The organism is Streptomyces sp. NPDC055189 (assembly GCF_053606765.1).
The window spans coordinates 17,597-29,940 of record NZ_JBSGSG010000064.1 but is presented as its reverse complement, the minus strand read 5'-3'; the positions used below and the strand labels follow the sequence as shown (position 1 = coordinate 29,940).

Below are 12,344 nucleotides of genomic sequence, written 5' to 3'. Positions count from 1 at the left end.
CGCAAGGGGCTCTTGCACAAAGATGCTACCCGAGGACGAAAGAAAGGGCGCACGTTGTCGGCTCGCGACCAGCTGCTAGTCGTCATCGACCCGGTCGCCCGGCGCACGGACGGTGAGTCGGTACGGATTGCGAAAGACGTACTCGGCGCGGGAGCCGCCGTCCGGATATGCCTGCCGGAGGGCCCTGAGGAGTTTGCGAAAGCCCTGGTCAAAAGGGGTGCCCGGCGTCCCGTGGTGATCGGCGACGATCGGGCGCTGCTGCGTGCCGTGACGGTTCTGCACCGCGAGCGCGAGCTCGATTCCTGTGCGGTTTCGGTCGTTCCGGTGGGGGCTTCCCAGGTACTTTCGCTCTCGCTCGGGGTTCCTTCGGGAGCCGTGGCGGCGGCCCGCGCGGTGCTCGAAGGGGTCGAGCGGCGGCTTGATCTGCTCGTCGACGACAGCGACGGGGTGGTCCTGGGCAACCTGCGGATCCCGCCCGTCGCGTCCCCGGCCCCGGATCCGGACCCGGCTTCCGGGGGCACGCCGGTGGACGCCCACCCGTGGCTGCGCACCTGCCAGTCGTTCGTACGCACTCTCGCGCGCCCCGCGCGCGTGGCGTCCGCTCCGGGGCCCGCGCCCGCGCGGCTGCGGGTGGAGGCGGACGGCGTGCTCGTGGTGGACCTGGACCAGCCGGTGGAGGGGATCTCGGTGAGCCCCGGACCCGACGGCCTCGCGCAGGTCGAGGTCAGACCCTCCTCGGTGGGCGCGGCGACGGAGGCCCTGCGGGCGCGGGCACGGACGATCACCGTGTCCGGGGCGGACTTCCGCTACCGGGCGGACGCGGTGGTCGGAGGGCCCGTGCGGACCCGGACGTGGTCGGTCAGGACGGGGGCGTGGGGCTTGACGCTGCCTCGGTGACTTTCGGGGGCGGCGGTCTCACCGGCGGCCTCACTGGCAGCCTCGCCGGCAGCCTCCGACCGAGCAGGTTCACCGGCAGCCTCCGGCCGAGCGGGCGCTACTTGCCGAAGAGGCTCTCGCGGTGCACCCGCCACCGCTCCAGCATCCCGTCGAGCTCCAGCTGGACGAACTCGAAGAAGGCGAGCGTCTCGGCCATGCGCCGGCCCGCGGGGGTGTCGGGGCCCAGGCTGGCGACGCCGTCGTTCAGGGCGCTCTCCCAGCGCTTGAGGATCCCGTCACGGTTGGCCAGCGCCTCGTACCACTGATTGCTGTGCACCCGGAAGATGTCGCGCCGGGTGCCGGGCTCGCGCTCACGGGAGACCATGTGCTGCTGCGTGAGGTAGCGGACGGCGCCCGAGACCGCCGCCGGGCTCACCTGGAGCCGCTCGCCCAGCTCGGCCGATGTCAGCGCGCCCGAGTCCGAGGCGAGGAGCGCCGCGAAGATCCGCGCGGGCATCCGCGGCATGCCCGCCTCGACCAGCTGCGCGGCGAACTGCTCCACGAAGCGCGAGACGACCTCCTCGTCACGCCCTCCGTCACGCTCCCCGTCACGCGCCGCCACTTCGTCGGACCCCCGGAACCCGTTGGGCATCTGCCGATCATCTCCCCTGCTCCGCCGGTCGGTCGTGATCGAGTTTATACGGTTTCTTAACTTCACAAATTTGTGAAACCAGCGTACGTTCTGAAACATGACGAAGGCAATCACCGTCTCCGGACTGCACAAGTCGTTCGGACGGACGCACGCGCTTGACGGTCTCGACCTCGACGTCGAGACCGGCGAGGTCCACGGCTTCCTCGGCCCCAACGGCGCCGGGAAGTCCACGACCATCCGGGTCCTCCTCGGCCTTCTCCGCGCCGACTCCGGAGCCGCCCAGCTCCTCGGCAAGGACCCGTGGAGCGACGCCGTCGAACTGCACCGGCGGGTGGCCTACGTACCGGGTGACGTCACCCTGTGGCGCAACCTCTCCGGCGGCGAGGTCATCGACCTCTACGGGAAGCTGCGCGGCGGCCTCGACGCGGCCCGCAGGGCCGACCTCATCGAGCGGTACGAACTCGACCCGACCAAGAAGGGGCGTACGTACTCCAAGGGCAACCGGCAGAAGGTCGCCCTCGTCGCCGCCTTCGCGTCCGACGTCGACGTGCTCATCCTCGACGAGCCGACCTCCGGGCTCGACCCGCTCATGGAGGAGGTCTTCCAGAGCTGCGTCGAGGAGGAGCGCGACCGGGGCCGCACCATCCTGCTCTCCTCGCACATCCTCAGCGAGGTGGAGACGCTCTGCGACCGCGTCAGCATCATCAGGAAGGGCACGACCGTCGAGACCGGGTCGCTGGCCGACCTGCGCCACCTGACGCGGACCAGCGTCACCGCCGAGCTGGCGAAGCCGCCGAACGGGCTCAGGGCGCTGCCCGGCGTCCACGACGTCGACGTGTCCGGCAACCGCGTCAAGCTCCAGGTCGAGACCGACAAGCTGGACGCGGTGCTGCGCTCGCTCACCGAATCCGGCGTCCGCTCGCTCCTCTCCACGCCGCCCACGCTCGAAGAGCTCTTCCTGCGGCACTACCAGGACGACGTGCGGACCGACGAGACCGACGAGATGGTGTCGCGATGACCGCCGTGGCCATGGCGCGGTTCGGAACGCGCACCGGCGGATCGCGTCAACTGGCAGGTACGGGTGCCCTGTTGAGGCTCGCCCTGCGGCGCGACCGCATCATGCTGCCCGTCTGGGTGTTCATCGTCGCCGGTCTGGTCCTCGCCATGCCGGGCGCCCTGGAGCAGTCGTACGGCACGGCTGCCGAGCGGTCCGACGCCATGCGGTCGATGAACGCCAACTCCTCGATGCGGGCGCTGTACTCGCCGGTCTTCGGGGACTCCATCGGCGCGCTCTCCGCCTGGCGCATCGGCGTCTACGCCGCGATCCTCGCCGCCGCGATGAGCCTGATCATCGTCGTACGGCACACCCGTGACGAGGAGGAGACCGGGCGGCAGGAGATGCTCTCCGCCGCGATGGTGGGGCGGCGCGCGCCGCTGACCGCCGCGCTGCTCGCCGCGTTCGTGGCGAACGCGGCCGTGGCGCTGCTCATCGCGGGCGGCATGGCCGGGCGGGGCTCCGGCGGGGCGCTCGCGCTGGGGCTCGGCATCGCGGGCACCGGCATGCTCTTCGCCACCATGGCGGCGATCGTCGCCCAGCTCACGGAGAGCGCGCGCCTCGCCAAGGGGCTGACCTCCGGGGTGCTCGGCGCCGCGTACGTGCTCAAGGCCGCGGGGGACGCCGGGACCGGGGGCGGCGAGTCCGTGCTGACCTGGCTCTCTCCGCTCGGGTGGGTGGAGAACCTGCGGGCCTTCGCCGGTGAGCGGTGGTGGGTGCTGCTCCTGATCGGCGGCGCGATCGTGGCGCAGGGCGCCCTCGCGTACGACCTCGCGGGCCGCCGTGACGTCGGCATGAGCTTCCTGCCGACCCGGCCGGGGCCCGCGAGGGGCAAGCTCGGCACGGCGGGCGCACTGGCCTGGCGGCTGCAGCGCGGCAGCGTGGTCGGCTGGGTGCTCGGCTTCCTGGCCTCCGGCGTCGTCTTCGGCGGGATGGCCGAGGGCGCGGCGGACATCGTCGGCGACAACCGCAACACCCGCGACATCATCCAGCGCATGGGCGGCCAGTCCGGCCTCACGGACGCCTTCCTCTCCACCATGGTCGGCATGCTGGGCATGATCGCCGCGCTGTACGTCGTCGCCTCGGTGCTTCGGCTGCACGGCGAGGAGACCTCGCAGCGGGCGGAGCCGGTTCTCGCCAACGCGGTGGGGCGGCTGCGGTGGGCCGCGGGGCATCTCGTCATCGCCTTCGGCGGTGCGCTGCTCCTGATGCTGGTGGGCGCCTTCGGTCTCGCCCTCGGGTACGGGAAGGACCTCGGGCCGATCATGGGCGCGTGCCTGGTGCAGGTGGCCGCGATCTGGGCGGTCGGGGGGCTCGCGGTGCTGCTTGTGGGGGCGGTCCCTCGGGCGGCGGTGGCTGCGTGGGCGGTGGCCGGGGTCTGTCTTGCGATCGGCTGGATCGGGCCCGCGCTTGACCTTCCGCAGGTGGCGATGGATCTGTCTCCGTACGGGCATCTGCCCAAGCTGCCCGGCGGGGGGATGGAGTGGGGGCCGGTTGTGGTGCTGCTCGGCATCGCTGTGGGGCTGGTTGCCGTGGGCCTGGCGGGGTTGCGGCGCAGGGACATGACGTCGTAGCCGGGGCGTCGGGCCATCCCCCCCGTTACCCCCGTGTAGTACCTGCGACGGACCCCCGGGAACCCCTCCCTGGCGGGACGACCCTCCGCCCCCGTCCCCGTACCTTCGTAAGCGTGACTGATGCGACCAAGACCGCCCGCGGCAACTCCCGCAGCCCGGAGTTCCGCCTGGCCATGAGCGCACTCGGAGGGCTCCGCCAGGACCTCTTCCGCGGCGCCTTCGCCTACCGCCCGCTGCCCCAGACGCCTACGGACGGCTCGCTGGCCCGGCGCCTTCCGGCCCGGATACGCCCGTACTCCGGGTGGGCTCCGCACGCGGCGGTCGGGGTGGCGGCCTTCTTCGTCTTCCTCGTCGGGTACGCGGACGACGGCGGCGGCCTCGGCTACGTGCTCACCGGGCTCATCCCGGCCGGCGCCGTCGTCATGACCCTGGTCAGGCCCGTCGGCGCCTGGTGGGTCCTGCTCGCGAGCACGCCCTTCTCCGGCGCCATCGGATACGCCTGGGACGACCATCCATGGACGGCCAGCGTCTTCATCGCGAACATCGTCGTGATGACGGTGGTCACCCTGCGGACCCGGCCGCGCACCGCCGCGTGGATGTGGGTGGGCACCGCGCTCTTCGGCATCGGCTCCGAGGTCTTCCTCAGCCCCGGCTACGGCACGAACACCCCGGAGATGCTCTTCTTCTCCGCGCTCGCCCTGCTCGCCGCCTCTCTGGTGCACATCCGCCGCGAGGCCAGGCACGAGGTCAGCGTGCAGCGGACGGTCACCGAGATGGAGCGCGGCAAGCGCACGCTCCTGGAGGAGCGGACGACCATCGCGCGCGAACTGCACGACGTCGTCGCGCACCACATGTCCGTGGTCGCCATCCAGGCGGAGGCCGCGCCCTACCGCGTCGAGAACCCGCCGCCCGAGCTGGAGCAGGCGTTCGTCACCATCCGCGAGAACGCCGTGGCCGCGCTGACCGAGCTGCGCCGCGTCCTCGGTGTCGTACGAGCCGAGGACTACGAGGCGCCGGACGCCCCGCAGCCCACCCTCGCCGACCTCGACCGGCTCATCGCGAACGTCCGCGAGACCGGCCTCGACGTCGAGAAGGTGATCACCGGCGCGGTCCGCGAGCTCCCGCAGGGCGTCGAGCTCTCCGCGTACCGCATCGTCCAGGAGGCGCTGAGCAACACCCTGCGCCACGCACCCGGCGCCACGGCCCGCGTCGAGGTCGGCTACGTGCTTGGCGGGCTCGGCCTGCGCATCGTCAACGGGCCCGCGACCGGCCTGGTCAAGCCCTCCCCCGGAGCGGGCCACGGCCTGACCGGCATGCGCGAACGTGTCACCATGCTGGACGGCGAGATGACCACTGAGAACACCGAGGACGGTGGCTACGAAGTCACCGTCTTCCTGCCCGTCGCGTCCGCGTCGGAGCCCACCGGAGGCCGGGAATGACGATCCGCGTACTGATCGCCGACGACCAGATGATGGTCCGCGAAGGCTTCTCCGTCCTGCTCAACGCGATGCCGGACTTCGAGGTCGTGGGCGAGGCGGTCAACGGCCGCGAGGCGGTCGAACGCGTCCGCGAACTCGAACCGGACGTCGTCCTGATGGACATCCGCATGCCCGAGCTGAACGGCATCGAGGCGACCCGCGAGATCGTCGCGGCGGACGTCGAGTCGAAGGTCCTCGTCCTGACCACCTTCGACCTCGACGAGTACGTCTACCAGGCGCTGCGCGCGGGCGCCTCCGGCTTCCTCCTGAAGGACGCCTCCGCCCGTCAACTGGCGGACGGCGTAAGGGTGGTGGCGGCGGGCGAGGCCCTGCTCGCGCCCTCCGTGACGCGCCGCCTCATCACCGAGTTCTCCAAGCTGGGCGAGACGCCCCGCCTCTCGGCGACGGTCCAGGCACAGCAGTACGGCGAGCTCACCGAGCGCGAGACGGAGGTGCTCGTCCTCATCGCCCAGGGCCTGTCCAACGGGGAGATCGCCTCGCGCCTCGTGGTCGCCGAGTCCACGATCAAGACCCACGTGAGCCGCATCCTGGTGAAACTGGGCCTGCGCGACCGCACCCAGGCAGCGGTATTCGCGTACGAGGCAAGGCTGGTCACCCCCGGCTGAGCCCCATTACCGTCCCTCCATGGACGCCACGAACACCCCCTTCGCCCCCTGGGCTCCCGAGTTCATCGCCGACCCGTACCCCGCCTACGCGCAGCTGCGGGACGCCGGGCGTGTGCACTACTTCGCGGCGACCGATCAGTGGCTCGTCCCGCACCATGCCGACGTATCGGCGCTGCTCCGGGACCGGCGGCTCGGGCGGACCTATCTGCACCGGTTCACCCACGAGGAGTTCGGGCGGCACGCGCCGCCGGCCGGGCACGAGCCGTTCCACGTCCTGAACGACAACGGCATGCTCGACCTGGAGGCGCCCACCCACACCCGCATCCGGCGCCTGGTGTCGAAGGCGTTCACGCCGCGCACGGTGGAGCGGCTGCGGCCGTACGTCGAGGGGTTGGCGGACCGGCTCGTGCGGGATCTCGTCGCCGACGGGGGCGGGGATCTCGCCGCCCGCGTCGCCGAGCCGCTGCCGGTGGCCGTCATCGCGCAGATGCTGGGCATCCCGGAGGAGGACCGGGGCCAACTGCGGCCCTGGTCGGCCGACATCTGCGGGATGTATGAACTGAAGCCCTCCGAGGAGACCGCCGCGCGGGCGGTCACCGCATCGCTCGAATTCTCGGCCTACCTGCGCGAACTCATCGCCGTGCGGCGCGAGAAGCCCGGCGACGATCTGATCTCCGGGCTCATCGCCGCATACGAGGACGGGGAATCCCTCAGCGAGCAGGAGATGATCTCCACCTGCGTGCTGCTGCTCAACGCGGGGCACGAGGCGACGGTCAACGCCACCGTCAACGGCTGGTACGCCCTCTTCCGCAACCCGGAACAGCTCGCCGCCCTGCGCGCCGATCCAGAGGGGCTGGCCCCCACCGCCGTAGAAGAGCTGATGCGGTACGACACCCCGTTGCAGCTCTTCGAACGGTGGGTCCTGGACGACATCGAGATCGACGGCACCGTCATCCCGCGCGGCAGCGAGGTCGCCCTCCTCTTCGGCTCCGCCAACCGCGACCCGGCCGTCTTCACCGCCCCCGACGCGCTGGACCTGGCCCGCGCCGAGAACCCCCACATCTCCTTCAGCGCGGGCATCCACTACTGCATCGGCGCACCCCTGGCCCGCATCGAACTGGCGGCTTCGCTGGGCGCGTTGCTACGGCGGGCGCCGGGCCTGAAGCTGGCCGCGGAGCCGGAACGGAAGCCGAACTTCGTGATCCGGGGACTGCGGGAGCTGCTGGTCGAGGTCTGAGCCCCGTACGCGCCCCTCGTCAGAACGCCAGCTGCGCGATCTCCTCCGCCACCACCGCACACGCGTCCGCCGCCGGGTCGATCAGGGGGAAGTGACCGACGTCCTCCAGGAGCGTGACCCCGACGACCTCGCCCGCCTTCGCCGCCGCGTCGGCGTACGCCTCGGCGACCGCCTGCGGCACGACGATGTCGGTACGGCCCTGGACGACGGTCGTGGCGATGCCGGTGGGCAGCAGGGCCGCCGGGTCGGCGTGCGCGAGGCGCTCGTCGAAGTTCTCCTTGCCGCCGAGGAACTGGAGCACGGCGCCCGAGCAGACGCCCAGCTCCTGCGCGACACGGAAGTCGGCGATCGGCGCGAGGGCGACCGCGCCCCGGAAGGGGGCAGGGCGGTCGATGCGCCACGGAGAGCCGACGGGCAGTACGTGCCGGGCGGCGGCCCAGAGGGCGAGATGACCGCCGGCGGAGTGCCCCGTGACGACGGTGCGGCGGATGTCCGCCGACGGCAGGAGGTCGGCCACCAGGGCGGGAAGCGCGTCGAAGGCGGCGGCCACGTCGTCGAACGTCTCGGGCCAGCTGCCCGCGGCCGGGCCGCCGCCCTGGGCGGGGATCGGACTCCCCCTGCGGTACTCGACGTTGGCCACGGCGAAGCCCCGCCGGGCCAGGAAGTCCGCGAAGGGCGTGATGTGCTGCCGGTCGTACGGAGCGCGCCAGGCTCCGCCGTGCAGGACGACCACCAGGGGCGCGGCGGCCCCCGTGCCGGTCCGGGGTTCGTAGAAGTCGACCACCTGATCGAGGTGTTCGCCGTACGCCGCGATGGCGTCGGGCGTCACCACGGGGTGCGAGAAGGCGGCTTCGGCCTCGGCGGCATCGCGGGCCACGGCGTCGGCGTCGTCCGGCATGCGACAACCTCTCTGCGGGTACGTGGGGGTACTGGTCTCTTGATCTTCCCCTACCCCGCCCCTTCCCGGAACCGGCTCCGGGCGGGCCGGAAAATCAGCCCGCCCGGTGAACGGCCGGACGTTACCCCGCGGTCCCGCCCAGCGTCCGCGCGAGCACGGCCGCCGCCCGCTCCGCATCGGCGAAGCCGACGTACAGCGGTGTGAAGCCGAAGCGCAGTACGTCCGGCGCCCGGAAGTCACCGACCACGCCCTGCTCGATGAGCCGTCGCATCACGTCACCCGCGTCGTCGGACCGCAGGGCGATCTGGCTGCCGCGTTCCCCGTGCGCGGCCGGGGTGAGGACCTCTACGCGGCCCTCGGGGACGTAGGCCCGCACGCACTCGACGAAGAAGTCCGTGAGCGCGAGGGACTTGGCCCGCACGGCCTCGATCGACACCCCGTCCCAGACGTCGAGCGCCGCGTCCAGGGCCAGCATCGACAGGATGTCGGGCGTACCGACCCGCCCCCGCAGGGCACCCTCCGCGGCCTCGAACTCCGGCCGCATCCCGAAGGGCTCGGCGTGCGAGTTCCAGCCGGGCAGCGGGGAGTCGAAACGGTCCTGCAGATCCGCCCGTACGTAGATATACGCCGGTGAACCGGGCCCCCCGTTCAGGTACTTGTAGGTGCACCCGACCGCGAGGTCCACGCCGTGCTCGTCGAGCCCGACGGGCAGCGCGCCCGCGGTGTGGCACAGGTCCCAGACCACGAGCGCGCCCGCCTCGTGCACGGCCGCCGTCAGACCGGGCAGATCGTGCAGGCGCCCGGTGCGGTAGTCGGCGTGGTTGAGCAGGACGACGGCCGTGCGCGGGCCGAGAACGCCGGGCACCTCGGCCGGCGTGACCGGCACCAGACGGCAGCCCGTCAGGCGCGCGGCGGACTCCGCGATGTACCCGTCCGTGGGGAACGTCGTCGCGTCAACGACGATCTCGTCGCGTCCCTCGTCCGTGTCACGGGCCATGCGTACGGCCGCGACGAGCGCCTTGAAGATGTTCACGCTCGTCGAGTCGCCGACCACGATCTGGCCGGGGGCGGCGCCCACGAGCGGGGCTATGCGGTCGCCGATGCGCTCGGGGGCGGTCCACCAGCCGCTCTCGTCCCAGGAGCGGATGCGGAGCTGGCCCCACTGGCGGGTGATGACGTCTGCCACGCGGGCCTGGACGTTCGCGGGCAGGGCGCCCAGCGAGTTTCCGTCCAGGTAGACGGTGTCGTCGAGGACGAACTCCTCGCGCTTCGCGCTGAGTTCGTCGTCCGCGTCCCTCTTTGCCGCTTGCGCCCGGAGATCCCGCTCGCCGCCGTCGTGGGTTTTGCCCACCCGTCCCGCCCTGCGGGACGCCTGCCCAAAACCAGGCTCAGACATGGCTCCTCGCAGTCCAAAGCTCGGGGAAGACGTTCTTCGTCGCGCGCTTCTCCAGCCAGGCCACGCCCGCCGAGCCGCCCGTGCCCGTCTTGGAGCCCATCGCGCGGCGGGTCGCCACCAGGTGGTCGTTGCGCCAGCGCCACACCAGCTCGCCGACATCCGTCAACGTCTCGCCCAGGCGGGCGAGTTCGTTGCTCTCGTCGCCGGAGTAGAGGTCGGTCCACACCTTCTCGACCGCGGGCGACGGCTCGTACTTCTGCGTCAGGTCACGCTGCAGCACGGAGGCCGGAACGGCGTATCCGCGGCGGGCGAGCAGGGCGAGGACCTCGTCGTAGAGACTCGGCTCCTGGAGCGCCTTCTCCAGCTCCGCGTGGACGCGCGGGGCGCCCCGGTGCGGCACCAGCATGGACGCGGACTTGTCGCCGAGCAGGAACTCCATGCGGCGGTACATCGCGGACTGGAATCCGGATCCCTCGCCGAGCGCGGAACGGTAGGAGTTGAACTGCGCGGGGGTCAGCTGGGCGAGCGGGCGCCACGAGGCATTCAGCGCCTCCAGCTCGCGGAGGCTTCTCTTGAGCGCGGCCACGGCGGCGGGAATGTCGTCGCGGCGCAGAGCGTGCGTCGCCGTCTCCCACTCGTGCACGATGACCGTGAACCACAGCTCCATCACCTGGGTGGTCACCAGGAAGACCATCTCGCCGGGGTCGTCCGAGCGCAGGTGCTGGAGGTGCGTGAGGACGTCCGCCTGGACGTAGTCCTCGTAAGGGGTGGTTCCTGCGAAGTCGAGGTTCGGGGTGTCCGCCTCTTGGGACATCGCGATCTCCTTGATACGTACTCCGGGTAGCGGTCCGCCCCTGCCGTTACCGACACGGGGGCCCCGGTCCCCACCGGCATCCTCCGCAACATCCCATGAAACGGCAAGACCTGCCTGGTCACAGCGGCGTCCAGGCAGGTCAGGCACGTACGAGAAGGGCTAGCCCAGGGTGTCGGCGGCCGTCTCCGACGAGTCCCTCAGGAAGCCCGAGCAGCGCTCGTACTCCTCCTGCTCACCGATCGCCTGCGCGGCGCGCGCGAGGCCGTGCAGGGCCCGCAGGAAGCCGCGGTTCGGCTCGTGCTCCCACGGCACCGGGCCGTGGCCCTTCCAGCCGGCCCGGCGCAGCGAGTCCAGGCCGCGGTGGTAGCCGGTACGGGCGTACGCGTACGACTCGACGACGCTGCCCCGCTCGAACGCCTCGTCGGCGAGCTGCGCCCAGGCGAGCGAGGAGGTGGGGTACTTCGCGGCGACGTCGGCGGGCGCCGCGCCGTTCGCGAGGAGCTCGCGCGGCTCCGGGTCGTCGGGCAGGTGGGTCGGGGGCGGTCCCCCGAGCAGATCCTTGTGAATGGCCATGGGTTCCAGTCTGCGCCATGGCGCGACGCGAAGGGCCCGCTACCCCCTCCCGGGAGGGGGTGGCGGGCCCTTCGGCGGGAACGGCAGGGCTTACTTCAGCTTCGTGCCCGTGGAGCGCAGGTTCGCGCAGGCCTCGGTGACGCGCTTGGCCATGCCCGCCTCGGCGGACTTGCCCCAGGTGCGGGGGTCGTACGTCTTCTTCGAGCCGACCTCGCCGTCGACCTTCAGGACGCCGTCGTAGTTCTTGAACATGTGGTCGGCGACGGGACGCGTGAAGGCGTACTGCGTGTCCGTGTCGAGGTTCATCTTCACGACGCCGTTCTCCAGGGCGGTCGCGATCTCCTCGGCGGTCGAGCCGGAGCCGCCGTGGAAGACGAAGTCGAACGGCTGCGAGCCCGCGGCCTTGCCGTGCTTGGCGGCGACGCCCTCCTGGAGGTCCTTGAGGAGCTCCGGGCGCAGGACGACGTTGCCCGGCTTGTAGACGCCGTGGACGTTGCCGAAGGACGCGGCCAGGAGGTAGCGGCCCTTCTCGCCCAGGCCCAGGGCCTCGGCGGTGCGCAGCGCGTCGTCGACGGTGGTGTAGAGCTCGTCGTTGATCTCGTGCGTGACGCCGTCCTCCTCACCGCCGGTCGGGGTGATCTCGACCTCAAGGATGATCTTCGCGGCGGCGGCCTTCGCGAGCAGCTCCTGGCCGATGGCCAGGTTGTCGGCGAGGGTCTCGGCGGAGCCGTCCCACATGTGCGACTGGAAGAGCGGGTTGCGACCGGCCTTGACGCGCTCGGCGGAGACGTCGATCAGCGGACGGACGTAGGTGTCCAGCTTGTCCTTGGGGCAGTGGTCGGTGTGCAGCGCGACGGTGATGTCGTACTTCGCGGCGACGATGTGCGCGAACTCGGCGAGGGCCACGGCGCCCGTCACCATGTCCTTGTTGTGCTGGCCGCCCAGGAACTCCGCACCACCGGTGGAGATCTGGATGATGCCGTCGCTCTCGGCCTCCGCGAAGCCGCGCAGTGCGGCGTGCAGCGTCTGCGAGGAGGTCACGTTGATGGCCGGGTAGGCGAACTTGCCTGCCTTCGCCCGGTCGAGCATCTCGGCGTAGACCTCGGGGGTTGCGATGGGCATGTGTCCGCTCCTTGTGATGTGCGGGTGTGTGCTTGGCCCTGACC

The 12,344-nt window shown here is 71.5% G+C and carries 12 protein-coding genes; 6 read left to right on the top strand and 6 right to left on the bottom strand.

Translation table 11 applies throughout. The features are described 5' to 3' along the window. Positions 1 to 54: 54 nt before the first annotated feature. Positions 55 to 897: a diacylglycerol kinase gene (locus ACWFR3_RS33195; protein WP_453738387.1), complete on the top strand. Its 843-nt coding sequence runs from the start codon at positions 55 to 57 to the stop codon at positions 895 to 897. A gap of 97 nt (positions 898 to 994) precedes the next feature. Here the strand turns inward: ACWFR3_RS33195 and ACWFR3_RS33190 are convergent, their stop codons facing one another. Continuing rightward, positions 995 to 1,528, bottom strand: a complete 534-nt coding sequence (locus ACWFR3_RS33190) for a GbsR/MarR family transcriptional regulator (protein WP_453738386.1) — start codon at positions 1,526 to 1,528, stop codon at positions 995 to 997. A 97-nt stretch (positions 1,529 to 1,625) separates the two neighbouring features. Between ACWFR3_RS33190 and ACWFR3_RS33185 the strand changes: the two genes are divergently transcribed. From ACWFR3_RS33185 to ACWFR3_RS33165, 5 genes are all read left to right on the top strand, one after another. Further along, positions 1,626 to 2,546 carry an ABC transporter ATP-binding protein gene (locus ACWFR3_RS33185; protein ID WP_453738385.1) on the top strand — a complete coding sequence of 307 codons (921 nt, stop codon included), beginning with the start codon at positions 1,626 to 1,628 and terminating at the stop codon, positions 2,544 to 2,546. Then, the gene (locus ACWFR3_RS33180) at positions 2,543 to 4,156 is read left to right on the top strand and encodes an ABC transporter permease (protein ID WP_453738384.1); all 1,614 of its coding nucleotides are present in this window, start codon (positions 2,543 to 2,545) and stop codon (positions 4,154 to 4,156) included. The genes ACWFR3_RS33185 and ACWFR3_RS33180 overlap by 4 nt, the downstream gene beginning before the upstream one ends. A gap of 113 nt (positions 4,157 to 4,269) precedes the next feature. Further along, positions 4,270 to 5,595, top strand: coding sequence for a sensor histidine kinase (locus ACWFR3_RS33175; RefSeq protein WP_453738383.1), 1,326 nt, complete (start codon positions 4,270 to 4,272; stop codon positions 5,593 to 5,595). After that, on the top strand, positions 5,592 to 6,260 hold the full coding sequence (locus tag ACWFR3_RS33170; RefSeq protein ID WP_453738382.1) for a response regulator: 669 nt from the start codon (positions 5,592 to 5,594) through the stop codon (positions 6,258 to 6,260). The genes ACWFR3_RS33175 and ACWFR3_RS33170 overlap by 4 nt, the downstream gene beginning before the upstream one ends. Before the next feature lie 19 nt (positions 6,261 to 6,279). Next, a complete protein-coding gene (locus tag ACWFR3_RS33165) occupies positions 6,280 to 7,497 on the top strand; it encodes a cytochrome P450 (protein WP_453738381.1) in 1,218 nt (405 codons plus the stop codon). Between the two features lie 19 nt (positions 7,498 to 7,516). Here ACWFR3_RS33165 and ACWFR3_RS33160 read toward each other — a convergent pair whose 3' ends face one another. The 5 genes from ACWFR3_RS33160 to fbaA all read right to left on the bottom strand — a co-directional run bounded on the left by ACWFR3_RS33160 (position 7,517) and on the right by fbaA (position 12,300). Next, a complete protein-coding gene (locus tag ACWFR3_RS33160; RefSeq protein WP_453738380.1) occupies positions 7,517 to 8,395 on the bottom strand; it encodes an alpha/beta hydrolase in 879 nt (292 codons plus the stop codon). Positions 8,396 to 8,516: 121 nt separating this feature from the next. Then, positions 8,517 to 9,791, bottom strand: a complete 1,275-nt coding sequence (kynU, locus tag ACWFR3_RS33155; protein ID WP_453738379.1) for a kynureninase — start codon at positions 9,789 to 9,791, stop codon at positions 8,517 to 8,519. Next, positions 9,784 to 10,605: a tryptophan 2,3-dioxygenase family protein gene (locus tag ACWFR3_RS33150; protein ID WP_453738378.1), complete on the bottom strand. Its 822-nt coding sequence runs from the start codon at positions 10,603 to 10,605 to the stop codon at positions 9,784 to 9,786. The genes kynU and ACWFR3_RS33150 overlap by 8 nt, the downstream gene beginning before the upstream one ends. A 159-nt stretch (positions 10,606 to 10,764) precedes the next feature. Then, complete coding sequence (locus tag ACWFR3_RS33145) at positions 10,765 to 11,178, bottom strand: DUF3151 domain-containing protein (protein ID WP_453738377.1); 414 nt, start codon at positions 11,176 to 11,178, stop codon at positions 10,765 to 10,767. Between the two features lie 90 nt (positions 11,179 to 11,268). Then, the gene (gene fbaA, locus ACWFR3_RS33140) at positions 11,269 to 12,300 is read right to left on the bottom strand and encodes a class II fructose-bisphosphate aldolase (protein ID WP_453738376.1); all 1,032 of its coding nucleotides are present in this window, start codon (positions 12,298 to 12,300) and stop codon (positions 11,269 to 11,271) included. Positions 12,301 to 12,344 lie beyond the last annotated feature (44 nt).

What these genes read in the sequence shown, in the direction of transcription:
- ACWFR3_RS33190 (WP_453738386.1), bottom strand. Translation starts at nt 1,528, where the DNA reads ATGCCCAACGGGTTCCGGGGGTCCGACGAAGTGGCGGCGCGTGACGGG.
- ACWFR3_RS33185 (WP_453738385.1), top strand. Translation starts at nt 1,626, where the DNA reads ATGACGAAGGCAATCACCGTCTCCGGACTGCACAAGTCGTTCGGACGG.
- ACWFR3_RS33180 (WP_453738384.1), top strand. Translation starts at nt 2,543, where the DNA reads ATGACCGCCGTGGCCATGGCGCGGTTCGGAACGCGCACCGGCGGATCG.
- ACWFR3_RS33170 (WP_453738382.1), top strand. Translation starts at nt 5,592, where the DNA reads ATGACGATCCGCGTACTGATCGCCGACGACCAGATGATGGTCCGCGAA.
- ACWFR3_RS33165 (WP_453738381.1), top strand. Translation starts at nt 6,280, where the DNA reads ATGGACGCCACGAACACCCCCTTCGCCCCCTGGGCTCCCGAGTTCATC.
- ACWFR3_RS33160 (WP_453738380.1), bottom strand. Translation starts at nt 8,395, where the DNA reads ATGCCGGACGACGCCGACGCCGTGGCCCGCGATGCCGCCGAGGCCGAA.
- kynU (WP_453738379.1), bottom strand. Translation starts at nt 9,791, where the DNA reads ATGTCTGAGCCTGGTTTTGGGCAGGCGTCCCGCAGGGCGGGACGGGTG.
- ACWFR3_RS33150 (WP_453738378.1), bottom strand. Translation starts at nt 10,605, where the DNA reads ATGTCCCAAGAGGCGGACACCCCGAACCTCGACTTCGCAGGAACCACC.
- ACWFR3_RS33145 (WP_453738377.1), bottom strand. Translation starts at nt 11,178, where the DNA reads ATGGCCATTCACAAGGATCTGCTCGGGGGACCGCCCCCGACCCACCTG.
- fbaA (WP_453738376.1), bottom strand. Translation starts at nt 12,300, where the DNA reads ATGCCCATCGCAACCCCCGAGGTCTACGCCGAGATGCTCGACCGGGCG.